This is a genomic window from Bacillus sp. MT94, from assembly GCF_058792475.1.
The window spans coordinates 237354-262471 of sequence record NZ_JBXAEZ010000003.1 but is presented as its reverse complement, the minus strand read 5'-3'; the positions used below and the strand labels follow the sequence as shown (position 1 = coordinate 262471).

Below are 25118 nucleotides of genomic sequence, written 5' to 3'. Positions count from 1 at the left end.
TCTTTTTTAATGTAAATTCGTAATGTTTTGCAATTGCTCTTGCATTTCACGGAGCTGAACTTTTTCAGCAGTTGAAGAGTTTGCGTAAGCGGATTGCAAAGCATTTTTTGCTCTATACACGAGATCTTGTTGCTCAGTACCGCTTGAACAAGATACGGCATTTTCAACAGCATCTCTAGCTTGTTGGAATAGTAAGTTCCCCATTTAAACCCCTCCAAAAGAAGAGTTACTTCTTGCTTTTTCTGCCTCAGCTAATGTACCTCTGTACGGGAATCTTGCATCATGCTTCATAACAGCATCGGCTCCTTGTTGGATAAAACGTTTTGATTTGTTCTTTTTACCCATTCGAAAAACCCCCTTTATTTAGCTGAAAACAATCGACGCAATGTCTCATGCGTCTACTTATAGTATGGACATTTGGCAGGAAACTATAAGTAGGGAATTTTTAGATTACAACCCAAGAACCTCTTCTAAATATAAAGCAATACCATCTTCTTCGTTCGTTAACGTCGTATGGTTTGCGAGTGATTTTAATTCAGGGATGGCATTTCCCATTGCGATGCCATGACCAGCAAATTCAATCATTTCAAAATCATTATCTTCATCACCGAAAGCGATAATGCGCTCTTGTGGAATGTTGTAATGACTAGAAATTTTTTGTAATCCAACTGCTTTATTTAATCCGCTTTTCACAATTTCAATAATCGGCCAAGGTGCGCCCCATTTTCTATGGTCGATTACTTCCGCATGCATATCCGTTAAATGTTGACGAATTGCAGTAGAATGCTCGTCATGTGCGTCAATTAATAAGCAAGTTGGATGATCGTTTAAAATATTTAATAAGTCTCCGGTAAAAATCTTAGGAGAGCCGAATTCGAAAATATGTTTTTTATCTTCATCAATTTCACGAACATACACATCGTCCATTACTTCCGCGTATATATTTTTTACGCCAAAATCAAAGCAAGCTCGGACAATTTCTTGCGCTGTTGCTAGCTCAAGAGGAGAGTGATGTGTTCCCCAGTTTGAATCAAGAGGATGATGTACGTAAGCGCCGTTAAAGTTTACGATAGGTGTGTTAAGATCAAGTTCTTTATAGTAATCGTAACTAGCACGGAATGGACGTCCGGTTGAAATAACAACAATATGTCCCTGTTCCTTTGCTTTTGCAATTGTATGTTTCGTTCGAGTGGAAATTATTTTGTTGTCTGTTAATAAAGTGCCGTCTAAGTCTAATGCGATTAAATGTTGTTTGTTCATAATTTCACCTCTTATAATAATTTTTTTGTATCTATCTGTATTTCCGTTTTTAATATGCAGAAATAAGAGGTTAGGCTCGGTGAAATCACCATAGATGGAAATTTCACTATATATCCATCTTACGTCTCAAAGTGCTGTGGTGTCTACTATTTATCGTTGGAAATTAAGAAAAGTCAACATCTTTTTAGAAAGTTCAAACAATGTTTCTTTCATTATGTATAAATTGTGAAAAGGGTTACAATGCCCGTGTGATGAGACTTATAATGAACATGTAATCTTCTCGTATATGTTTGACTCTCCTTTGAAACTAGCCTAGAGTAGGTTGGTTTCTTTTTTTTCTACAAGTAGGAAAGAAATCCCTGCTTACGCTTGTGTCATTCATATATATGTACAAGAACGAGATGTAGTACTGTTTCCTAAACATGACAGAAAAGCTTTCTTTTAAAATGGATATACTAATGAGGCAAAGACGTCATGGAAGGAGAATGAAAATGGGACAAAATCGCAGGTTTCGTTCTGGACAAAAAGCGCCAAATGATGGGGTTTATGTAGAAATTGGTGAAACGGGAAGTATGGTGAAAAATCCGCAAATGGTACAATTAACTGCCGGTGAAAAGTTTCCAGATAATACGAATCATAACCGTCAGTGGACATATAAAAGAAAACCGTAACAGAAGCCGCAATCTTTATTGCGGCTTTTTTGTCATGACACATTATAATTTCATTTACCGTACTATTTTGAGCAGCGTAATGAATGTTCCTGTTTTCTTTTTCCAATAATAAGTTTGAAAATACATAGGCAAAATTATTGTATAAAAAAGTCAGTTGGCGTATAATCAAATCAAAGGTCAAAGAAAGTCAAACTTTTGGAGGGCTGTAAAGATGGACTTAAATCAAATGACAACAAAAACACAAGAGGCGATTATGAGTGCCCAATCTTTAGCGGTATCTCATCATCACCAAGAGGTGGATACTGTTCATCTATTACTTGCGTTATTAGAAGAGCAAGATGGATTAGCGGTACGTATATTTCAAAAAATGAATGTTGATATAGAAGCGTTAAAGCAAGGCGCTGAAAGCTTAATTAAAAAGAAACCTTCTGTAACAGGGAGCGGTGCAGAGGTTGGAAAATTGTATGTAACGAGCGCTCTGCAACAATTGCTTGTAAGAGCAGGGAAAGAAGCAGAAAAACTGCAGGATGATTACATTTCAGTCGAACATGTATTGCTTGCTTTTTCCGAAGAAAAAGGCGATATAAATCAATTATTTGCAAGATTGCATATTACGAAAGATAACTTATTACAGTCTTTAATGACAGTTCGGGGGAATCAAAGAGTGACTAGTCAAAATCCAGAAGCAACTTATGAAGCGTTAGAAAAATATGGCCGTGATTTAGTGGCAGAAGTGAGAGCCGGGAAAATTGATCCTGTTATCGGCCGAGATAGTGAAATTCGACGCGTTATCCGCATTCTTTCACGTAAAACGAAAAACAATCCTGTTTTAATTGGTGAGCCAGGTGTTGGTAAAACAGCAATCGTTGAAGGATTAGCACAGCGTATTGTGAAAAAGGATGTACCTGAAGGATTGAAAGATAGAACGATTTTTGCGTTAGATATGAGTGCGCTCGTAGCAGGTGCGAAATTCCGTGGTGAGTTCGAAGAGCGTCTGCAAGCTGTATTAAATGAAATTAAAAAGAGTGAAGGACGCATTTTATTATTCATTGATGAACTTCATACAATCGTTGGAGCTGGTAAAACAGAAGGTGCGATGGATGCAGGAAATATGTTAAAACCGATGCTTGCTCGTGGTGAACTGCATTGTATCGGGGCGACAACATTAGATGAATATCGTAAATATATTGAAAAAGATCCAGCACTAGAAAGACGTTTCCAACAAGTATTAGCAGAAGAACCAACTGTTGAAGATACAATCTCAATTTTACGTGGATTAAAAGAACGCTTTGAAATTTATCACGGTGTAAATATTCATGACCGTGCGATTGTAGCAGCGTCAGTTTTATCAGATCGATATATTTCAGATCGCTTCTTACCTGATAAAGCAATTGACCTTGTTGACGAAGCATGTGCAACAATTCGTACAGAAATTGATTCTATGCCGACAGAATTAGATGAAGTAACGCGCCGCATTATGCAGCTGGAAATTGAAGAAGCGGCTCTTGGAAAAGAAACGGATCGTGGTAGCCAAGAGCGTCTAAAAACATTGCAACGTGAATTATCGGATTTAAAAGAAGTTGCAAGTGGTATGAGAGCGAAATGGGAGAAAGAAAAAGAAGAAATTCACAAAGTTCGTGACTTACGTGAACATTTAGAACGTCTGCGCCGTGAATTAGAAGAAGCAGAAGGTAATTACGATTTAAATAAAGCAGCCGAACTTCGTCACGGGAAAATTCCTGCAATCGAAAAAGAATTAAAAGAAGCGGAAGAAATGGGCGCGCATAATAAAGAAGAAAATCGTTTATTACGTGAGGAAGTAAGTGAAGAAGAAATTGCAGATATTGTTTCACGCTGGACTGGTATTCCTGTTGCTAAACTTGTTGAAGGCGAACGTGAGAAATTACTACGCTTAGAGCAAATCTTATCAGAGCGTGTCATCGGACAAGAGGAAGCAGTAAGCCTAGTATCAGACGCGGTTCTTCGTGCACGCGCTGGTATTAAAGACCCGAATCGTCCAATTGGTTCCTTCATTTTCTTAGGCCCTACGGGTGTTGGTAAAACAGAACTTGCAAAAACGTTAGCGCAGTCTTTATTCGATAGTGAAGAGCAAATGATTCGTATTGACATGTCTGAGTATATGGAGAAACACGCTGTGTCACGCTTAATTGGTGCGCCTCCTGGATATGTAGGATATGAAGAGGGCGGTCAATTAACAGAAGCGGTAAGACGTAAACCATATTCAGTTATTTTGTTAGACGAAATCGAAAAAGCACATCCAGAAGTATTCAACATTTTATTACAAATGTTAGATGATGGACGCATTACAGATTCACAAGGAAGAACAGTAGACTTTAAAAACACAGTTATTATTATGACTTCAAATATTGGATCTGCTCATTTACTAGAGGGATTAGAAGAAGATGGTTCGATTAAAGAGGAATCAAGAGACCTTGTAATGGGGCAATTAAGAGGACATTTCCGCCCTGAATTTTTAAACCGTGTTGATGAAATTATTTTATTCAAACCTCTTACAACGAATGAAATTAAAGGCATTGTTGATAAAATTGTAAAAGAACTACAAGGCCGTCTAGCTGACCGTCACATTACAGTAGAATTAACAGATGCAGCAAAAGAATTTGTTGTAGAAGCTGGTTTCGACCCAATGTACGGAGCTCGTCCATTAAAACGATACGTACAACGTCAAGTGGAAACGAAATTAGCAAGAGAATTAATTGCAGGAACAATTACAGACAATAGTCACGTAGTTGTTGATGTAGAAAATAACGAATTAGTCGTTCATGTGAAATGAAAATAAAAAAGAGTTCGGATAAAATCCGGACTCTTTTTTTAGTGTTGTTCTACTGGCTCGTTTGGAATTGCAGCTGAAATTGCTAGTACTAACACAGCAAGAACAACTGAGAAAATAGACGCTTGGTTAAAGTCGTATGTACCGCCAGTCATAGAGCCGATTACATAGCTCATCATATGTACAAGTAAGAACGACCAAATTAATGCCCAAATGAAACGCATATTTTACACCTCTATTCGTTCAATCTGTCCTTATTGTAACACAATTGAAAAAAGAATATAGAAAAATATTTGTAGATTTTTCAACGCAAATTTGCATTCCGTTCATACATTATAAAAGAGTACTTTTATATGTTTAGAAAATAAGGCGGGGGAAAAATGAGTATTACGGAACGTTTTTTTTACTTAGAAAAAGAACCATGTGTCATTTATTTACCGGAGAAGCCAAATGGATTTTCTGTTATGCTCCTCGGTGATTATAACTACTTTATTGAGAATGGTACAAGTTTATGGACACAACATGCGGGTAAATCTTATTTCTTACATGGTCTTATTGAGCAAGGCTACACGGTCTTTTCCTCTAATTTATACGGAAGACATTGGGGGAACGATCAATCTGTTCGTCTGGCAAAACGTTTATATGATGTTGTTTTGAGAAAAGAGACGTTAAATGCGAAGATGCACATTATGGCAGATGGTATGGGAGCGCTTGTGGCACTTGAAATGATGAACAAATATCCTGAATGTATTCGTTCTGTTGTTATGTTAAATCCGTGTTTAGATTTACCAGAATATGTGGGTTTTGAGAAAGAGCATAAGTTTTTTTACAAGAGACTCGTGAAGGAATTAAGTTTGGCGTATGATTCCAAAGAAGAAGAATTAGATTTAAAAATAAATAAGAAATCATTTACGCTTCTTCCATCTTGTGTACCTGTTAAAATTTTCGTATCAACACAAGAAAAAAGAGGAAGAAAACAGCAGTTGCGGAGATATGAGAAAATGAGGCAATTAAATCAATGTGATACTTCTGTCTTATTCCATCTGCAAGATGTGAAATATAAAATGGTTAGGCAAACGACCGATTTCTTTAAAAAATATGAAGAAGAATTGTGAAGCTCCCATATACATAAATGAGGAGCTATTTGTTTCAAAGGGAAAGGGTTGGTGGTATGGAACGCGTGCTGATAATAGGTGCACTTACGTTTGTAGGTTATCACCTTGTGAATAAAATGATCGCAGAAGAAGTAGAAGTGTATGGTCTTGATTTTGATGAATTCGATAGTATGACCAAAATTAATGAAGAGAAGTTATTGTTAATTGGGCGAAATGCGTTATTTACGTATTATTCGATAAGAGATGAAGATGGATGGAGATCGGTAGAGGAAGAGAGATTCGATACTGTCTACTTTTGCTTATATGAGCCAAATCAGCAATGTGGATTTCGGAATGAAAGAGTCATATTACAATATTTAAAGCGAATTATAAGAATGTGTGAAGAACAAAAGGTGAAGTTAAATTTAATTTCTTCTATTGAAGTAAGTAGTACAGGTGAATCCGAAAATAAGCGCCTATTTTTGAAAGTAGAAGAAGGATTGAAAAAAGGGAATTTAAAATATAGTGTATTTCGAGTTCCTACATTATATGGACCGTGGCAACCATCCTTTATGATGTATCATCAGCTCATTTTATCAGAATTAGACGAGAAAGAGTGCCGTTGTACGAGTGAGGAAAAAGGAAGTGATTTGCTTTACATTGAAGATGTATGTGAATACTTATGGGAAAATGGAACGAACGGGGCGCATCTTGGTATATACAATTTACTTAGTGGTAAACAGTCATTATGGGAAAAAGGTATGAATCTTTTACGCGCGGATGATAAAGTAAATAAAAATAATAATGAAATAAGAGATGAGGCTATTGAAGTCATTTCGATAAAAAGAAATACTCCGTTAGAATACGGTTTAAATAAGCAACTGGCACACATGAAAAAATATAAAGAGTTATACGAAGAGTAGCACGCGTGTTACACTATTGTATGTGAAAGTTTTAATGGAGAGGAAGAGTATAATATGAACGAAAAAAGCATGCAGTTTTTACAAATCGCAATGAAGCATTTACCGGAAGCGAAGGCAATTTTAGATGATAACGGAATTGCACTTGATATGGAGAAGGCACAGCCGGTGTTAGAGTTGTTAATGAAAGTTATGAACGAAGCTTATGAGCTTGGGAAAGCAGATAAAGAATAAAAAGCATCTTTTTAAGATGGAAGAGAGGCCCGAACCGTGGATAGAAGCGGTCAGGGCCTTTTTTATTCTCGCCTGGGGGAAAACCAGAGATATGAATAGGATAAAGGAAAAGTAGTGAAGAGAACTCTCTAGTTTAGAAGAAAAGCAGATCAAGAATAAAATCCTTCTTTTTTGATGGAGGGGAGGCTCGAATCGTGAGTAGAAGCGGTTCGGGCCTTTTTATTTGGAATGAAACACGAAAAGGTATGATTCTGTTTCTTTTAATGAAAAATAAAGTGGATAATGCGTTAGCTTTCTGTTTTATGCGAAATATATTCTAGACAAAAATACATTTATGTTTTAAAATTAGTACCAAGTCATAATAATTGATATAAAACGGAGGGCTGCGATGTGAACGTGGGCATTTTAGGGATCGGAAGATATGTGCCAGAAAAAGTAGTCACAAATCACGATTTAGAGAAAATAATGGATACATCCGATGAATGGATTCGTACGAGAACGGGAATTGCAGAAAGACGCATTGCCGATGATACAATAGATACTTCATATATGGCCGTAGAGGCTGCGAAAAAAGCACTTGAAGATGCAGGGGTTAGCGGAGAAGATATCGATCTTATTTTAGTGGCGACAGTAACACCAGATCGTGCGTTTCCAGCAGTAGCTTGTGTCATTCAAGAAGCGATTGGAGCGAAACATGCAGCTGCAATGGATGTAGGTGCAGCATGCGCTGGTTTTATGTACGGAATGATTACAGCGCAGCAATTTATTCAAACGGGGACTTATAAAAACGTATTAGTAGTTGGTAGTGATAAGCTATCTAAAATTGTAGACTGGAATGATCGAAATACAGCGGTATTATTTGGAGACGGAGCCGGTGCTATCGTAATGGGAGCAGTTTCAGAAGGAAGAGGCGTTCTATCTTTCGAATTAGGAGCAGACGGAAGCGGCGGTAAGCATCTATATCAAGACGAGTATGTTATGATGAATGGCAGAGAAGTCTTTAAATTTGCCGTTCGTCAACTTGGTGAATCTTGTCTTCGCGTGCTGGATAAGGCTGGTCTTACAAAAGAGGATGTAGATTTCTTAGTACCGCATCAAGCGAATATTCGTATTATGGAATCTGCAAGAGAGAGATTAAATTTACCACAAGAAAAAATGAGTATGACAATTGAAAAGTTTGGTAATACATCAGCTTCTTCAATTCCGATTGCAATGGTAGAGGAATTGCAAAATGGACGTATTCAAGATGGTGATTTAATTATACTTGTTGGTTTTGGCGGCGGATTAACATGGGGAGCAGTCGCTCTTCGTTGGGGTAAATAAGGACTGAGAGAAAAAAAGGAGTGTATTTTGTATGGAAAAAAAGAGGGTCGTAATTACAGGACTAGGAGCTGTTACACCGGTCGGAACAGATGTTGAAACAGCATGGGAAAACATTAAAAAGGGTGTATCTGGAATCGGGCGACTTACAAGAATTGATCCAGAACTATTTCCAGCAAAAGTAGCAGCGGAAATTAACGACTTTGAAGTCGAGAAATATATTGATAAAAAAGAAGCGCGCCGTATGGACCGCTTTACACAATATGCAGTAGCAGCAGCGAAAATGGCAGTTGCAGATGCAAAGCTTGAAATTACAGAAGAAAATGGACCTCGAATTGGTGTATGGATTGGATCTGGTATTGGTGGTATGGAAACATACGAAGAACAATTTAAGATTTTTACTGAGAAAGGCCCGCGCCGCGTGAGTCCATTCTTCGTACCGATGATGATTCCAGATATGGCAGCAGGCCAAGTATCAATTGCAACAGGAGCAAAAGGAATTAACACTTGTTCTGTAACGGCTTGTGCATCTGGTGCAAACTCAATTGGTGATGCATTTAAAGCAATTCAGCGTGGTGATGCTGATGCAATGATTACAGGTGGAGCAGAAGCGCCGCTAACAAGTATGGCATTCGCAGGATTTAGCTCAGCGAAAGCATTAACATTTAATGAAGACCCAGCAACGGCTTGCCGTCCGTTTGATAAAAACCGTAGCGGTTTCGTAATGGGTGAAGGTTCAGGTATTTTAATTCTTGAAGAATTAGAGCACGCATTAGCTCGTGGTGCTCACATTTACGCGGAAATCGCTGGTTACGGTGCAACTGGTGATGCATTCCATATTACAATGCCTGCTCCTGGTGGTGAAGGCGGAGTGCGTGCAATGCGTCAAGCTTTAGCTGATGCAGGCCTACAGCCAGAAGATATTGATTACATTAATGCGCATGGTACAAGTACGGATGCGAATGAAAAATATGAAACGATGGCAATTAAAGAAACTTTCGGTGAGCATGCGTATAAAGTAGCAATTAGCTCAACGAAATCAATGACAGGTCACTTATTAGGAGCAGCTGGTGCTGTTGAAGCGATTTTCTCTATTAAATCAATTACAGACGGAGTAATTCCTCCAACAATTAACTATGAGACACCAGATCCAGAATGTGACTTAGATTACGTACCGAATCAAGCGAGACACCAAGAAGTAAATGCAGTATTAAGTAACTCATTAGGATTCGGTGGTCATAACGCAGTGTTAGTATTTAAATCGTATAAATAATAGATAAAATAAGGAGTTTTTCCGCATTATATTGCGAAAAAACTCCTTATTTATTTTTACGTCTTTTTCTCCTGTAGCATATACATAAGAAAAAGGAGGGATAAAGATGGGGATTGTTGAAACAGCTGAATGGCTACATTTATATTATGGACGGCCAGAGAAACTTTGTGAGAAATTTACGAAGTATATTCCGTTGCCAAAAGAAAGGTTGTATCGCTTTTTAATTTCAAAAGGGATGTATCGCCCGATCATGCGCGGGGAAAAGGAAATTAAAGAATTAGAGGAAAAGGAAATTTGGAAAGAGTTGAGCCTGGAGTATGATAAATTGAAAAATTGGTTGAAAGGTCCGGATGTCCCTGTCTTTATTTTATTATCAGATTCCTATAATCGAACTGTGCAAGAAGAGTATAACGGTAGGGCTGGATTATCTATGCGTCATGTTATTTTCTTATTCGTATGTGGACGGAATTCGGTAGAAGAATTAAAAGTGTTATTGGCGCATGAATACCATCACATATGCAGGTTACATCAAATTGAGACGAAAGAAACAGAATATACATTACTTGATACAATGATTATGGAAGGGCTAGCTGAGCAAGCAGTGACGGAAAGATATTCAGAAAAAAACAATGCACCGTGGACGGCGTATCTTTCAAAAGAAGAGGCTATTTATTATTGGAAAAATGTTGTACATGAAAGAATAAGTATAAAACGAGGAACAAGGGAACATGACATCTTATTAAATGGCTTTCACTCTTATCCGAAGATGCTTGGCTATGCGCTTGGATTTCATATTGTCAAAGATTGTGTAACTTTGGAAGGAGAAGATACACTTTCTTTATTATCTATAGATGCAAAAGAAATATTGAATAAAGCAAATACATTTCATATATAAAAAAACAGGGGCTCTATTTCCTGTTTTTTTTAGTATTAATAGAAGAAAAAATAATAATTAGAATATATTTCCTCAAGTGGAATAAAGTTAAGCAAAAATGAACATAATGATTGGTACAAACAGTAGTGAAGTGAGGGGTAGTGAATGTTATATCTACATGATGTATGGGTAAATTGGTTTGAAGGTGAAGAGAATGGGTATAACGTTTGTCATTTTTACGAATGGCGGAAAGATGATACGATTGAGCTATTAGATCAAGTGCCATTATTAAAAGTAGATGCCACATTATATCATTACATCGAGAACGAATTGTTAGAGCTTCCGCAAAAAATGCTGGAAGACGTACATCATAAGGCTTATATTCGTAAAAATCATGAACGTTTGCAGCAAGAGTATTGCTTTGTTGTTACAGATGGAAAAGGAATTATTGCGATTGACACAATTGGTTACAATGTACCAATTCGCAAAAGCAGACTTATACCACGCCAAGAGCAGATGGTATATGAGATGGTAGAAAACGTACAAGCAGAAAAGTATGAGTTCCAAGTAGAAGAAACAGAAAAAGAACATCACATTTTATCACCATCGCCTTTCATTATGAATGGCTTGACTCGTAAAGAAAGACAGCTAAAACAATTATTATTTATGGCGTTAGATCAATTACATACAACGAAAAATACAGCAGAGATTCGCTATTGGTACACAGAGTGGGATCCATCAGCATATGGAACGGTTCAACATATGGAGTTCGAGGATATTTGGGCTAGACTGTATGATGAAGCGAAAGCTGGCTGGTCTGAGAAACATGAACAATTATGCGAGCGTCTCGTAAAAGGACAGCCATTTTTTGAAAAGTTATGGGAAATGGAAAATGAGCAAAAGGTAAATTAAAAAACCGCCAATTGGCGGTTTTTTAATTTTGTAGTAATCTAGTTCCGGCGGCAAGAATGTTCGGTGGCTTCGCGCCTTCCTGCGAGGCAAAAAGCGCCTCTACGTCAGGAGCTTCATCCCCCTCACATTCTAAACTAGCCGCCTCCGCTTTATATGTTACCTACGTTTTCTGCTTAGTCCCATTGCGTTTTCTACTTTGCGTAGTTGTTTGAATGCAACGCGGTTTGCTTTTTCTGCACCTTTGTCTAGAATTTCGTCTAGTTCTGGTGAGTTGATTAGTTCGTTATATTTGTCTTGGATTGGACGAATTGCTTCTACGACTACTTGCCCTAGGTCGCCTTTGAAGTCGCCGTATCCTTTTCCTTCGTACATTGCTTCAATTTCTTCAACTGTTTTTCCAGAGAATGAAGAGTAGATTGTTAATAAGTTAGAGATACCAGGTTTGTTTTCTTTATCAAATTTCACAATACCTTCAGAGTCAGTAACAGCACTCTTAATTTTCTTTTCAATTGTTTTTGGCTCATCAAGCATACTAATCATTGATTTTGGATTCGGATCAGATTTGCTCATTTTTTTCGTAGGTTCTGTTAATGACATAACGCGAGCTCCTACTTTTGGAATACGAATTTCAGGCATTGTAAAGATTTCACGGTAACGTTTGTTGAAACGCTCTGCTAGGTCACGTGTTAATTCGATATGTTGCTTTTGATCATCACCAACCGGCACGATTTCAGTATTGTAAAGTAAAATATCAGCAGCCATTAATGGTGGATACGTAAGTAATCCAGCTGGAACTGAATCTCTACCAGAAGCTTTATCTTTATATTGCGTCATACGCTCTAATTCTCCAACGTAAGCAACAGATTGCATGATCCAACCTAGTTGAGCATGTGCTGGTACTTCTGATTGTACAAATAAAGTAGCTTTTTCAGGGTCAATGCCACATGCCACATAAAGTGCAGCAAGACTGCGGATGTTTTTACGAAGCCCGACGGGATCTTGAGGTACTGTAATCGCATGTTGGTTTACAATACAGAAATAACAGTCGTGTTCATTTTGAAGCTCTGTAAACTGCTTCATGGCTCCTAAATAGTTTCCAAGTGTAATCGTTCCACTTGGCTGAATACCAGAAAAGATAACTGACATAAGTAATTCCTCCTAAAATTGAATGCGTGATGGGGGAAGAGAAGGCAAACAAAAAAGCCCATTCATCCCAAAAACTATAGGGACGAATGGACCGCGGTACCACCCTAATTATTTCACTACTGTGAAATCTCTCTAATCCATAATAACGTTTGGATATAACGCCAAAGCCTACTACTTTCGGTTCGGTTTGGTGCTCAAAAGCCCATTCCATACTGTACAATTACTTGTTCACACCGACCACAAGCTCTCTGAAATTGCCTCAATATGTACTCTTCTTTATCATCGCATACATATAAATTTATTTATTGTTACTTGAGCTCTTTTAATATGAAAGAACTAAAGTTTTATAACAAAATGTTTTGCTGATTATTATATCATATGGGATAGTGTTTGCAAACTACATCAAAATAGTAAAGCTAATAAGGGTCGAGAACAACCCAAGAACGATACCTGTAATACAAATTGGATATGTCCATTTGAATGAATATGTTTTATAAATACGTTCTTTCTTATCTGTAGGTTCCTCGACTTCTTCAATTAAAGAGTCAATCTTTTTATTCGTACCAAATACTCTTTGGAATGCGTAAATGGTTACATTGAAAAAACCATTTTGAAATATGTATAAAAAACCGCCGATAAGAATAAAAAACAGTGCAATATAAAACAAGATGTTGACAAAATTCAACAAAAATTGCGATGAAATGAGGAATGCGCCAATACTAGAAGCGATTATCGCTATGAAAATTAGTATACAAGTATGAAAAAAAACTTTATTCAAAATGTTCCCCTCCCTCAAAATATTACTAGAATTATTATACTATAAAAGCTATAATATGTACTAGAATTAATTTTTTGAAAATTATACGCAATTAAAGGTCTGATTTCAAGATGATGGTATCAATGTTAACGTATCCCTTTACAAAAAAATAAAAATATAAACATTTTATTAAAAATTTTAACAAAAAAACAAAAAACTATATTCACAATTGTTATATTATATGTATAATGAAAATTGTAGAAACTTGGAGATTATTCTTTCAATTCTACTTTTTAACAAGTGAGGGTACAGGAAGTGCAAGTAGGGGAGGCAACACAACATGAAGAAAAAGATACCGTTATTAGTTGCATCGACGTTGACAGTCAGTATGCTAGGGGCTTGTAGTTACCAAAAAGAGGACAATAAAGCAGGCGCAAAAGAAAAATCCTCAAACAAACAAGTGTTAAATTTAACCGAAACAGCTGAAATTCCAACTATGGATACGACGTTATCAACAGATGCAACATCTTCTAACATCATGAATAATACAATGGAGGGATTATATCGTCTGGGGAAAGATGATAAACTTGTTCCAGGTGTCGCAAAATCTTATGAGAAATCAGAGGATGGCAAAAAGTATGTATTTAAATTACGTGAAGATGCGAAATGGTCTAATGGTGAACCTGTAACAGCGAAAGACTTCGTTTATTCTTGGAGAAGAGCTGTAGATTCAAATACGGGTGCCAAGTTTGCTTACATACTATTTGATGTTAAAAATGCGGAGAAAGTTAACAAAAAAGAATTACCAATTGAAGAACTTGGTGTAAAGGCAATTGATGATCATACACTTGAAGTGGAATTAGATAACCCTGTTCCTTATTTTGTAAGTTTAACAGTCTATCCAACATTGTATCCTTTGAATGAGAAGTTTGTAACAGAACAAGGAGCAAAATTTGGATTAGAATCCAATACGACACTTTATAATGGTCCATTTGTATTAAATGAATGGAAGCATGAACAAAGCTTCCAACTTAAGAAAAATCCAACGTATTGGGAAAATAAAGAAGTAAAACTTGAAGAAATAAACTTCAATATTGTTAAGGATCGTTCAACTGCTATAAATTTATATGAAACGAAAGCAATTGATCGTGTAGTGTTAACATCAGAGTTTGTAGATAAATACAAATCAGATGCTGATTTCAAAACGATTAAGAGGCCATCTACACAATTTATTCGCTTAAATGAAAAGAATAAATTTTTAGCAAATAAAAATATCCGAAAAGCAATTGCAATGTCCTTTGAACGTGAAAATATCGGAAAAGTTATCTTAAACGATGGTTCAGAGGGGATATATGGTTTTGTTCCGAAAGGCTTAGCAAAAGGTCCGAATGGAAAAGACTTCCGTGAAGAGAACGGAAAGCTTATAAAAGAGGATATTAAAGAAGCTCAAAAATATTGGGAAGCTGGTAAAAAAGAACTTGGTGTAGAGAAAGTAGAGTTAGAGCTATTAAACTTTGATACTGATGATGCTAAAAAAATCGGAGAGTATTTAAAAGGCCAATTTGAAAAGAACTTACCAGGTCTAACAGTTCCGACAAAAATGCAGCCATTTGCACAAAAATTAAAACTTGAAGCAAGTGGAGATTATGCGATGTCGTATGCAGGATGGAGTCCAGATTATATGGATCCAATGTCATTCCTTGAAATGTATACAACAGGTAATGCGCAAAACAAAGTAAATTACGCAAATTCAGCGTATGATGATTTAATTAAAAAAGCAAAAACAGAAGTTGATGTACAAGCTCGCTGGGATGCACTATTAAAAGCGGAAAAACAACTGCTTGAAGATGCTGCGATTGCTCCAGTATATCAACCTGGAAAAGCATATTTACAACGTGGCTCAATTACTGGCCTATTAGAACATAAATATGGCGGAGAATTTAGCTATAAGTGGGTTGAACTCAAAAATTAAAAATGGTTTCCATCATGAATAAGGGTATATGCCTATGATGGGCATATGCTCTTATTTTAAAAAAATAAAAGTAAGAATATTTTAAACTATCTTATTGCTTTTGAGAAAAACGGGGAGGTGCTTGACTATGGGACGTTATGTATTAAAACGTTTCGTGTACATGGCTTTGACATTATTTTTAATTACTACGCTGACTTTCTTTTTGATGAAATTACTTCCGGGTTCTCCGCTTAAAAATCAGGAGAAGCTATCACCGGCACAAAAAGAAATCATTCTTGAAAAATATGGTTTAAATGATCCAGTACCAGTTCAATATGCACGTTACTTAGGTAACTTAGCAAAAGGTGATTTAGGGGTATCATTCCAATATGATAACCGTCCAGTAACAGATATGATTGTGGATCGCATTGGACCATCAGCACAGCTTGGTTTACAAGCGATTATATTAGGAACATTTATCGGTTTAATTTTAGGAATCGTTGCGGCACTTCGTAACAATACATGGGTCGATTATGGAGCGACAATTATTTCCGTACTCGGGATGTCGGTACCATCATTCGTATTCGCCGCTTTACTACAATATTTCGTAGGGGTAAAACTTGGTTGGTTCCCAGTAGCGTTCTGGAAAGGACCAGAGTTTACAGTAATGCCTACAATTGCTTTATCGATGGCAGTTATTGCAACAATCGCACGTTTCGCTCGTGCCGAGTTAATTGAAGTTATGCAAGCCGATTACATTTTAACAGCAAAGGCGAAAGGGATTAGCCAAGGCGTTATCATTATCAAACACGCACTTCGTAACGCGTTAATTCCAGTAGTAACAATTTTAGGACCAATGGTTGCAGGTTTAATCACAGGTACATTAGTTATTGAGCAAATTTATGCTGTACCAGGACTAGGGGAACAGTTCGTTAAATCTATTACAGTGAATGACTATACAGTTATTATGGGAACTACAATTTTCTATAGTGCAATCTTCATTTTAGTTATTTTCATTGTTGATATTTTATACGGAATTATTGATCCTCGAATTCGTTTAGCGGGAGGGAAAAAGTGATGAAAGATGTACAAAAATTATCTCCAGATTTATTTCAACAAGCCAATCAAAATAATGTGGATAATGAAGTCATTGCCCGTCCAAGCTTAACGTTTTGGCAAGATGTAAGAAGACGTTTGTTCCAACATAAAGGCGCGATGTTTGGTTTCGTATTATTAAGCCTTATTATATTACTAGCAATTTTTGGACCGATGGTAAGTAAACACTCGTATAAAGAGCAAGATTTAGGTCGTGCGAAAATGCCACCGAAAATTCCTGTTATTGAAAATGTTCATTGGTTACCATTTGACGGTACAGATCAATATGGTGTTGACCAATATGAAAAACGTGATATTAAAGAGTATTTCTGGTTTGGTACAGATGATCTTGGTCGTGATTTATGGACAAGAACATGGGAAGGTACACGAGTATCATTATATATCGCTCTTTTAGCAGCAGCAATTGACTTAGTAATTGGGGTTGCATACGGAGGTATTTCAGCGTTTTATGGCGGCAGAGTAGATAATATTATGCAACGTATTATGGAGATTATTAACGGTATTCCATACTTAATCATCGTTATCTTAATGGTAATCATCATGGGATCTGGTATATGGTCAATTACACTCGCAATGGCAATTACAGGTTGGATAGGGATGTCGCGTATCGTTCGTGGACAAATCCTGAAATTAAAAAACCAAGAATATGTGTTAGCATCTCGTACATTAGGTGCAACAAATACACAATTAATTGTAAAACACTTAATCCCGAACGTAATGGGACCAATTATCGTAATGACAATGTTTACAATTCCAACGGCGGTGTTTGGTGAGGCGTTCTTAAGCTTCATCGGTTTAGGTATTCAGCCACCATTCGCGTCACTTGGTTCTCTTGTAAATGACGGTTATAAATCTATTCAAACGTATCCGCATATGATGTTCATCCCTGCGGTTGTCATCAGTATATTAATTTTAGCGTTTAACTTAATGGCAGACGGATTACGCGATGCGTTAGATCCAAAAATGCGTAAGTAAAAGAGGGGAGAGGCAAAGATGAAAACATTGTTAGAGGTAAAAGATTTACAAGTCTCCTTTGATACACATGCAGGTGAAGTACAAGCTGTACGCGGCGTTACTTTTGATTTGAAAAAAGGAGAGACATTGGCGATTGTAGGAGAATCTGGTTCAGGGAAATCAGTTACTTCTAAAGCGTTAATGGGATTAATTCCGAATCCTCCTGGACGCATTAAAAATGGTGAGATCGTATTTGAAGGTCGTGACTTAACGAAATTAACAGAAAAAGAAATGCAGCAAGTACGTGGTAAAGATATCGCGATGATTTTCCAGGATCCAATGACATCATTAAACCCAACGATGACAATTGGAAATCAAATTATGGAAGGCCTTATTAAACACCAAGGGATGAGTAAAGCAGACGCACGTAAAGTTGCTTTAGAATTAATCGACCTTGTAGGTATTCCAAATCCAGAAGCTCGTTTAAAACAATATCCTCACCAATTCTCAGGTGGTATGAGACAGCGTGTAGTTATTGCGATGGCGTTAGCTTGTAACCCGAAATTATTAATTGCCGATGAGCCGACAACAGCGCTAGACGTTACGATTCAGGCACAAATTTTAGAACTTATGAAAGACATTCAGCAAAAAACAGAAGCGGCAATTATTTTCATTACGCATGACTTAGGTGTAGTAGCAAACGTTGCTGACCGAGTGGCAGTTATGTATGCTGGTAAAGTTGTTGAAATTGGAACTGTAGATGAAATTTTCTATAATCCGAAACATCCATATACTTGGGGCTTAATCGCATCTATGCCAAGCTTAGATGGCTCAGAGGAAGAGTTATATGCAATTCCTGGAACGCCTCCGGATTTATTAAAGCCGCCAAAGGGTGATGCTTTTGCACCACGTAACCCACAGGCACTAAAAATTGATTTTGAAATGGACCCACCTTTATTTAAAGTAAGTGATACACACTATGCGGCAACTTGGTTACTTCACGAGCAAGCTCCAGAGGTAAAACCGCCGGCAGTCGTTGAAAAACGTATTCTTCAAATGAAAGCAGGTGAACAACATGACTAAACAACGTGAGAAATTAATTGAAGTAAAAAATGTAAAGCAGCACTTCGACGTGAGTGGTGGTGTTGTCAAAGCGGTTAATGATATTTCATTTGATATTTACCGCGGAGAAACATTTGGTCTTGTAGGAGAATCAGGTTGTGGTAAATCAACTACTGGAAGAACGATTATTCGTTTATATGATGCAACTGCTGGTGAAGTATTGTTCGATGGTGAAAACGTACATGGTAAGAAATCACGCGCAGAATTGAAGAAATTCAACCGTAAAATGCAAATGATTTTCCAAGATCCATACGCATCATTAAATCCTCGTATGACAGTAGGGGATATTATCGCAGAAGGTATTGATATTCACGGATTAGCGAAAAGTAAAAAAGAGCGCATGGACCGTGTTCATGAACTATTAAACACAGTTGGTTTAAATAAAGAGCACGCGAACCGTTTCCCGCACGAATTCTCAGGTGGACAACGTCAGCGTATCGGTATCGCTCGAGCGCTTGCTGTAGAACCAGAATTTATCATTGCGGATGAGCCGATCTCAGCACTTGACGTATCGATTCAGGCGCAAGTTGTAAACTTACTGAAAAAGCTACAAAAAGAAAAAGGTCTAACATACTTATTCATTGCCCATGATTTATCAATGGTAAAATACATTAGTGACCGCATCGGTGTAATGTACCGTGGTCAAATCGTTGAGCTAACAACAAGTGAAGAGTTATATGCGAATCCAGTTCATCCATATACGAAATCACTATTATCAGCAATTCCGCTACCAGATCCAGATTATGAGCGCAATCGTAAACGTATCGTATACGATCCATCGCAGCATGATTACGGTAGCGAAGTGCCAACAATGCGTGAAATTCGCCCAGGACATTTCGTACTATGTTCTGAAGCAGAGTATAAGAAATATAAAGAGATTTATCAATAATAAAAAAAGCCATTCTTCCATTAAGGAAGGATGGCTTTTTTCTATACTATATAAATGAGTTGTCGGTAAGTCGATATAAATTGCATTTATTAATAAATACATCATGATCAAACAAGTACTACTGTGCCTGAACAGAACCAATCTCGTCTTGCTCTTCTGGTTTCACAAGTGCGTAACGTTCCCACGCCCTGCTTTTCCAGCGGAAGAACATAATAATGGCACGCGTCCATTCGTCGATGGCGATCGCTAGCCAAATACCAACGAGCCCCATATCTAAATGAAAGGCGAAAAAGTAACCTAGTGGTAAACTCATTAACACCATAGAGAATGCACCGATTAAAACAGGATATTTTGCATCACCAGCTGCACGAAGCGAATTAATGATGACGATATTCATCGTACGTCCCGTTTCAAGTAGTACACTTAGTAAAAGAACACTTGCGCCTAACCCGATAATGTGCGGATTATCTGTAAACAGTCCCATTAATTGTGTACGGAATGTAATAACGAGAGCGACCATACATAGAGTTACACCAATCGCCCATTTTACACTTTTCCATAAGCGTTCGTATGCTTCATCCTTTTCGCCACCACCAACAAGGCGGCCAATAATAATGGCTGTTCCCATACCAATCGCAATTGCAAATAAATAAGTGAACATGGAAATGTTAGTAGCGTATTGTCTAGCAGCTAATGATTCCGTTCCTAAGTACGTTGCGTAATAAAGGAAGACGATTTGACAAGCTTGATACATCACTTGTTCAAATGCAGATGGAATACCGATTTTTAAAATTTTCCCAATGTATTCTTTGGATAAAGTGAAGTAATATTGTAATTTCACGCGATATTCCATAACGCGGTATAGTAACCAGAAGAAAACAATAAGTGCGATCAATCGACTGATAGCGGAAGAAATTGCAGCCCCTTGTACACCGAGCTCAGGGAAACCAAATTTCCCGAAAATGAGTACGTAGTTTCCAGCGATATGAATAATATTCATTCCGAGTGAAATAAACATCGCTTGCTTTGTGAAACCGTGTACACGGATAATTGCGGCTAATGAGTTAATAATAGCTTGTAGGAAGATGGCTCCTCCGACGATAGATAAGTAGTTTTGCGCATACGTTAGTACATCGCCTTGTAAGTTCATTGCGAGCATCATATGTTTCGAAAATAAAAGAAAACCAGCGCTTATAACGAGCCCAACTATTAAATTTAATGTGACGGCTAATGCTGATATTTTAGATGCTTCCATAAAGCGTTTGGAACCGAGGTATTGAGATACGACGATAGCTGCGCCGTTCCCGATGACTTCTAATACCAAAATAGCGATATGGAGGTATTGATTCGCTGCACCAACCCCAGATACAGCATCGTCTGATAATGCACTTAACATGAAAGTATCAGCGATCCCCATCAACATAAAAAGAAAAACTTCTAGAAAAATAGGCCATGTTAATAAGAATAAACTTAATTTCTCTGTCGGCCCATTTTTTTCCTGAATTGCTGTCATGTCCGTCCCCTCTTTACCGATATCTATTTTTAGCAAAATGTATCGTAACATACTTTCTTATCCTTTGCACTCATTTTAGCCTACATATTTTTAATATGAAGGGACTGCTATTTTATGTTAAAAAGGTTGGGATAATTATACATAAAGTATTATAAAATATAAAATTTATTTTTCTCTGATAATTTAGAAAAATATAAAAATAATTATTTTTGGTACTTTAGTAAAGATAATCAGCAATATAAAACGTTTACAAAGATATATTTTTTTACATAAAATTTTAATGAAATAGAAATATAAATATACAAAAAATATATTTGTGTGTATAATATGAATTATTAGAACATATATATATTTCTTTCTGTTTGAAAATGAAAGGGCTAACATTTTTTTGGAGGGTGGAAGTATGAAAAAAAAGATACCAGTTTTTGTAGCATCAACAGTAGCGATGAGCATGATGTTAGGGGCATGTAGCTATCAAAAAGATGAACCGCAAGCAAACGCAAAAGGGGATAGCGGGAAAAGCGGTGCGAAGCAAGTTATTAATCTAACAGAAGTGTCTGAAATTCCGACAATGGATACAACACTTGCCTCGGATGCTGCTTCTTCAAAAGTTATGAATAATACAATGGAAGGGCTGTATCGACTTGGAAAAGGCGATAAGTTAGTTCCAGGTGTGGCAAAATCTCATACAAAATCAGAAGATGGTAAAAAATATACGTTTAAATTGCGGGAAGACGCTAAATGGTCGAATGGTGACCCTGTAACAGCAAAAGATTTTGTCTATGCATGGCAAAGAGCTGTTAATCCTGATACGGCAGCAAAATCAGGATATATTATGTTAGATGTAAAAAATGCAGAAAAAATTAATAAAAGAGAGCTATCACCGGATCAATTAGGTGTTAAAGCAATAGATGATTATACATTAGAAGTTGAATTGGATAATCCAGTTCCATACTTTCTCGATTTAACTGTGTATCCACTATTTTTCCCATTAAATGAGAAATATATGAAAGAACAGGGAGAAAAATTTGGTTTGGAAGCAAATACAACTCTGTATAACGGTCCATTTGTATTAAATGAATGGAAACATGAACAAAGTTTCAAATTAAAGAAAAATCCAAATTATTGGGATCAAAAAGAAGTGAAGTTAGAAGAAGTTAACTTTAATGTTGTAAAAGATACAGGAGCAGCTGTTAATTTGTATAATACGAATGCGATTGACAGAGTTGGTTTATCAGCGGAGTTAGTTGATAAATATAAAGGACAAAAAGACTTTAAAACAATTAATGATCCAACTGTATTCTTCTTGCGTTTTAACCAAAAAAATCCATCATTAGCTAACAAAAATATTCGTAAGGCTATTTCTAGTGCATACGATCGAGATGGTATTGGAGAGGTTATTTTAAACAACGGTTCTAAGGGAGCTTATGGTTTAGTACCATCTGATTTTGTTAAGGGACCAGATAAGCAAGATTTCAGAAAAGAAAATGGAAAGCTTTCGAAAGTCGATGTGAAGGAAGCTAAAAAATTCTGGGAAGCAGGCAAGAAAGAATTAGGTAAGGATAAAATAGAACTAGAATTTTTAAACTTTGATAATGAAGAATCTAAGAAAATTGGTGAGTATGTAAAGGGAGAATTAGAAAAGAACTTACCAGGTCTAACAGTAACAATTAAGATGCAACCATTTGCGCAAAAATTAAAACTTGAAGATAGTGGACAGTTTGATATTTCATTTACTGGATGGGGACCTGATTTTCCTGATGCAATCACATTCCTTGATATGTTTATAACAGATGGTTCACAAAATAAAATGGCTTATTCTAATGCTCAGTATGATGACATTATTAAAAAGGCAAAGCAAGAAGGCTCAGATGTAAAAGGACGTTGGAATGAACTGTTAAAAGCAGAGAAAATTTTATTTGAGGATGCAGCAATTGCGCCAGTATTCCAACGCGGCAGATCTATATTAGAAAGAGAAACGATTAAAGATGTGTATATCCACAAATATGGCGGTGAATTAAGCTTTAAGTGGGCATCCGTAGGAAAATAAAAAAAGCAGGCTAACCACCTGCTTTTTTTAATACGTGCGTTTTTTATAAATGCCTTTTCCGCCAACTTGGTTCCAGCCAGATTGTACATCCAAACTTTTGTTAACAAACTTCATTTTTTCTTTTCCACCAAAGAGCTTTTCGCCGATGCTATTTGTAATGACACCAATCAATGCTGTTATTCCGATGATGAGGGCAGCAACCGTAATAAAATCAATAAAAAAAGCAATCATTTGAAAACTCCCCCTTTGCTTGTCTGTATGTTTATTGTATGAGATAAAAAATGAAAAAGAAAGAAATGTCAGAAAAATATTTAATTTACTTTAGAAATCGTGTAGACAGGAGGGAGAATGTTTGTTAAAATGAGAACAAACGTTCCCTTTTATTCTCATTTATATAGTCTTACATTTCTTAATTGATTTATCAGGAAAAAGTAAGAAAACGTTCTCTTTTTCATAGGGAAGATTATAGATAAATAACTATATATTATATGAAAAATCTATGAGAAGTGAGTAGTAAAAGGATTGAAAGTTATTGTTCAAGTACAGCTAAATTGAGCGTAATCATGTTACATAGCAGTGGAATACACGGAAGAGTTTTCTCAACTAGCAGGAAATTTACTGTATATTTCTTGCAAAATCTATTGTATAATGATTATAGAAGTTACTTATTAAAAGTAATTGTTGTTTATTATAAGTTGTTGCTTACATGAAATGCGATTTTTGTACTTTTCAATAAGACAAGTTATCGCGAAAAATTGCTGAAGTTAGAAATTAAAACTGTATTTAGTACAGAATTTGTACTCTTTAAGGAGAGTGAGCTTTGTATGGTAACATTATATAGTTCTCCAAGCTGTACGTCTTGTAGAAAGGCGAAATTATGGCTAGAGGAAAATCATATTCCCTATACAGAACGTAATATCTTCTCAGATCCATTAACGATTGAGGAAATTAAAGAGATTTTACGTATGACAGAAAGCGGAACGGATGAGATTATTTCTACTCGTTCGAAAGTTTTCCAAGAATTGAATGTAAACTTAGAGTCTTTACCACTTCAAGATTTATATAAGATGATTCGTGACTATCCAGGGATTTTACGTCGTCCAATTATGATTGACGAGAAACGCCTTCAAGTTGGTTACAACGAAGACGAAATTCGTCGTTTCTTACCACGTACAGTAAGAACGTTCCAATTACGTGAAGCACAACGTCTTGTAAATTAATTATAATAATATGAAAACCTTCTACCTATTATATAGTAGAAGGTTTTTTTTAATGTTTCACATTGCGTAATCGAACTTGTTTTACGATAAAGCCGATGCATAAAATAGTGAAAATGAACAAATAAGGAATGCTTGCGGTGAAACTTGGGTTGTTATGAAAAAAGATTGCAAGTCTGTCTTCATGTGTAACCATTTTCCCTGCAGTATAGGCAAGAATTGCTGCACCGCAATAAATGAGGAATGGAAATCGTTCCATAAGTATTAAAATAAGTTTACTGCCCCAAATAATAATAGGGATAGAAATGAGTAAGCCGATTATGACGAGTAAAAATCTCCCGTGAGCTGCACCTGCAATGGCAATAACATTATCAAACCCCATAACGAGATCCGCGAAAACAATTGTCCGCACAGCTTGAAATAAAGTTGTTTTTCCTTGAATGGCAGAAAGGTCATTGCTATCATCAGTTAATAAATTGATTGCAATTAATGTAAGTAAAACCCCGCCAATCAATTGTAGAAATGGAATGTCGAGTAAATAGACAGCTAGTATAGTAAGGACAATTCTTAGTACGATTGCTAAAAGAGTACCGATCAAAATAGCTTTATTTCGTTTCGATTCAGGTAAATTTCGGCTAGCTAGTGCGATGACGATTGCATTGTCACCACCTAATACAACATCGATACCGACAATCATTAGTACGGATGTTAAAAACTCTAAGTCCATTCGTCTGCCTCCATTTATGATGTTTTAATAAGCGAACTGTATGTATGTGATGAAGAAAGTTGTTGTTAAATAATCTCTTCTAATAGAAGTTTCACCTTATTACAGTGTACGGGGGAATGTGGAAATGTATGTCCAAATTTTTTGTAAGTAAGAAATCGTTATAATAATATATTTATGTAGTTGATCGAGTAAAGATAGGCATATAACTATTTTTGTAAAATAAATCGATTTTATTTCCATTCTGGAGAATCTTATCATAAAATGAGAGTACAAGAATCTATTGATTTGTCATATGAGTGGGGAATCCCT

25 protein-coding genes and 1 other annotated feature are annotated in these 25118 nt (G+C 36.5%); of the genes, 16 read left to right on the top strand and 9 right to left on the bottom strand.

From position 1 onward, the window contains the following. Positions 1-6 precede the first annotated feature (6 nt). The 3 genes from AC1Q51_RS13095 to AC1Q51_RS13085 form a co-directional block, all read right to left on the bottom strand. The gene (locus tag AC1Q51_RS13095) at positions 7-204 is read right to left on the bottom strand and encodes a DUF3813 domain-containing protein (protein ID WP_000527407.1); all 198 of its coding nucleotides are present in this window, start codon (positions 202-204) and stop codon (positions 7-9) included. Then, positions 205-345, bottom strand: coding sequence for a hypothetical protein (locus tag AC1Q51_RS13090; protein WP_000516816.1), 141 nt, complete (start codon positions 343-345; stop codon positions 205-207). A gap of 105 nt (positions 346-450) precedes the next feature. Beyond that, positions 451-1260 carry a Cof-type HAD-IIB family hydrolase gene (locus AC1Q51_RS13085; RefSeq protein ID WP_001041232.1) on the bottom strand — a complete coding sequence of 270 codons (810 nt, stop codon included), beginning with the start codon at positions 1258-1260 and terminating at the stop codon, positions 451-453. Between the two features lie 491 nt (positions 1261-1751). On the opposite strand from AC1Q51_RS13085, the gene AC1Q51_RS13080 reads away from it, so the two are divergent. Further along, a complete protein-coding gene (locus tag AC1Q51_RS13080; protein WP_016082481.1) occupies positions 1752-1931 on the top strand; it encodes a YjzC family protein in 180 nt (59 codons plus the stop codon). 211 nt (positions 1932-2142) lie between these two features. Then, the gene (gene clpB, locus AC1Q51_RS13075) at positions 2143-4743 is read left to right on the top strand and encodes an ATP-dependent chaperone ClpB (RefSeq protein WP_492331545.1); all 2601 of its coding nucleotides are present in this window, start codon (positions 2143-2145) and stop codon (positions 4741-4743) included. Between the two features lie 38 nt (positions 4744-4781). Here the strand turns inward: clpB and AC1Q51_RS13070 are convergent, their stop codons facing one another. After that, the gene (locus tag AC1Q51_RS13070) at positions 4782-4964 is read right to left on the bottom strand and encodes a YjzD family protein (RefSeq protein WP_001211116.1); all 183 of its coding nucleotides are present in this window, start codon (positions 4962-4964) and stop codon (positions 4782-4784) included. A gap of 156 nt (positions 4965-5120) precedes the next feature. On the opposite strand from AC1Q51_RS13070, the gene AC1Q51_RS13065 reads away from it, so the two are divergent. From AC1Q51_RS13065 to AC1Q51_RS13035, 7 genes are all read left to right on the top strand, one after another. Further along, entirely contained in the window at positions 5121-5855 is a 735-nt protein-coding gene (locus tag AC1Q51_RS13065) for a lipase family protein (RefSeq protein WP_000028690.1), read from the top strand. A gap of 29 nt (positions 5856-5884) precedes the next feature. After that, entirely contained in the window at positions 5885-6757 is an 873-nt protein-coding gene (locus AC1Q51_RS13060) for an NAD-dependent epimerase/dehydratase family protein (RefSeq protein WP_000487723.1), read from the top strand. Between the two features lie 54 nt (positions 6758-6811). Beyond that, entirely contained in the window at positions 6812-6988 is a 177-nt protein-coding gene (locus AC1Q51_RS13055) for a ComZ family protein (protein WP_001986215.1), read from the top strand. A 390-nt stretch (positions 6989-7378) separates the two neighbouring features. After that, the gene (fabH, locus tag AC1Q51_RS13050; protein WP_001100533.1) at positions 7379-8311 is read left to right on the top strand and encodes a beta-ketoacyl-ACP synthase III; all 933 of its coding nucleotides are present in this window, start codon (positions 7379-7381) and stop codon (positions 8309-8311) included. A 31-nt stretch (positions 8312-8342) separates the two neighbouring features. Next, a complete protein-coding gene (gene fabF, locus AC1Q51_RS13045; protein WP_000412656.1) occupies positions 8343-9581 on the top strand; it encodes a beta-ketoacyl-ACP synthase II in 1239 nt (412 codons plus the stop codon). A 106-nt stretch (positions 9582-9687) separates the two neighbouring features. Then, complete coding sequence (locus tag AC1Q51_RS13040; RefSeq protein WP_053565023.1) at positions 9688-10476, top strand: DUF2268 domain-containing putative Zn-dependent protease; 789 nt, start codon at positions 9688-9690, stop codon at positions 10474-10476. A gap of 144 nt (positions 10477-10620) precedes the next feature. Then, positions 10621-11367 (top strand): YjbA family protein, encoded by a 747-nt coding sequence (locus AC1Q51_RS13035; RefSeq protein WP_000966129.1) that lies wholly within the window; start codon positions 10621-10623, stop codon positions 11365-11367. 156 nt (positions 11368-11523) lie between these two features. On the opposite strand, the gene trpS is transcribed toward AC1Q51_RS13035, so the two are convergent. Beyond that, positions 11524-12513, bottom strand: coding sequence for a tryptophan--tRNA ligase (gene trpS / locus AC1Q51_RS13030; protein WP_492331544.1), 990 nt, complete (start codon positions 12511-12513; stop codon positions 11524-11526). Between the two features lie 75 nt (positions 12514-12588). Beyond that, positions 12589-12805 (bottom strand) — a binding site (T-box leader). A 105-nt stretch (positions 12806-12910) separates the two neighbouring features. After that, complete coding sequence (locus AC1Q51_RS13025) at positions 12911-13291, bottom strand: DUF3899 domain-containing protein (RefSeq protein WP_001044985.1); 381 nt, start codon at positions 13289-13291, stop codon at positions 12911-12913. Positions 13292-13610: 319 nt separating this feature from the next. Here AC1Q51_RS13025 and AC1Q51_RS13020 point away from each other — a divergent pair, with 319 nt between their 5' ends. The 5 genes from AC1Q51_RS13020 to AC1Q51_RS13000 all read left to right on the top strand — a co-directional run bounded on the left by AC1Q51_RS13020 (position 13611) and on the right by AC1Q51_RS13000 (position 19302). Then, positions 13611-15242 carry a peptide ABC transporter substrate-binding protein gene (locus tag AC1Q51_RS13020; RefSeq protein ID WP_053565022.1) on the top strand — a complete coding sequence of 544 codons (1632 nt, stop codon included), beginning with the start codon at positions 13611-13613 and terminating at the stop codon, positions 15240-15242. 127 nt (positions 15243-15369) lie between these two features. Further along, positions 15370-16299 carry an oligopeptide ABC transporter permease gene (gene opp3b / locus AC1Q51_RS13015; protein ID WP_000534165.1) on the top strand — a complete coding sequence of 310 codons (930 nt, stop codon included), beginning with the start codon at positions 15370-15372 and terminating at the stop codon, positions 16297-16299. Continuing rightward, positions 16296-17312, top strand: coding sequence for an oligopeptide ABC transporter permease (gene opp3C / locus AC1Q51_RS13010; protein ID WP_000974098.1), 1017 nt, complete (start codon positions 16296-16298; stop codon positions 17310-17312). The genes opp3b and opp3C overlap by 4 nt, the downstream gene beginning before the upstream one ends. An 18-nt stretch (positions 17313-17330) precedes the next feature. Beyond that, positions 17331-18374, top strand: coding sequence for an ABC transporter ATP-binding protein (locus AC1Q51_RS13005; RefSeq protein WP_000854346.1), 1044 nt, complete (start codon positions 17331-17333; stop codon positions 18372-18374). Continuing rightward, the gene (locus AC1Q51_RS13000; RefSeq protein WP_016082471.1) at positions 18367-19302 is read left to right on the top strand and encodes an ABC transporter ATP-binding protein; all 936 of its coding nucleotides are present in this window, start codon (positions 18367-18369) and stop codon (positions 19300-19302) included. The genes AC1Q51_RS13005 and AC1Q51_RS13000 overlap by 8 nt, the downstream gene beginning before the upstream one ends. A gap of 118 nt (positions 19303-19420) precedes the next feature. Here the strand turns inward: AC1Q51_RS13000 and AC1Q51_RS12995 are convergent, their stop codons facing one another. Then, positions 19421-20866, bottom strand: a complete 1446-nt coding sequence (locus tag AC1Q51_RS12995; RefSeq protein ID WP_053565021.1) for an MATE family efflux transporter — start codon at positions 20864-20866, stop codon at positions 19421-19423. Positions 20867-21218: 352 nt separating this feature from the next. Here AC1Q51_RS12995 and AC1Q51_RS12990 point away from each other — a divergent pair, with 352 nt between their 5' ends. Next, positions 21219-22865, top strand: coding sequence for a peptide ABC transporter substrate-binding protein (locus tag AC1Q51_RS12990; RefSeq protein ID WP_071731611.1), 1647 nt, complete (start codon positions 21219-21221; stop codon positions 22863-22865). Positions 22866-22892: 27 nt separating this feature from the next. On the opposite strand, the gene AC1Q51_RS12985 is transcribed toward AC1Q51_RS12990, so the two are convergent. Then, a complete protein-coding gene (locus tag AC1Q51_RS12985) occupies positions 22893-23096 on the bottom strand; it encodes a hypothetical protein (RefSeq protein WP_000559971.1) in 204 nt (67 codons plus the stop codon). Between the two features lie 593 nt (positions 23097-23689). Here AC1Q51_RS12985 and spx point away from each other — a divergent pair. After that, on the top strand, positions 23690-24085 hold the full coding sequence (gene spx / locus AC1Q51_RS12980) for a transcriptional regulator Spx (protein WP_000258267.1): 396 nt from the start codon (positions 23690-23692) through the stop codon (positions 24083-24085). Positions 24086-24134: 49 nt separating this feature from the next. Here spx and AC1Q51_RS12975 read toward each other — a convergent pair whose 3' ends face one another. Beyond that, on the bottom strand, positions 24135-24809 hold the full coding sequence (locus AC1Q51_RS12975; RefSeq protein WP_053565018.1) for a TerC family protein: 675 nt from the start codon (positions 24807-24809) through the stop codon (positions 24135-24137). Positions 24810-25118: the final 309 nt, after the last annotated feature.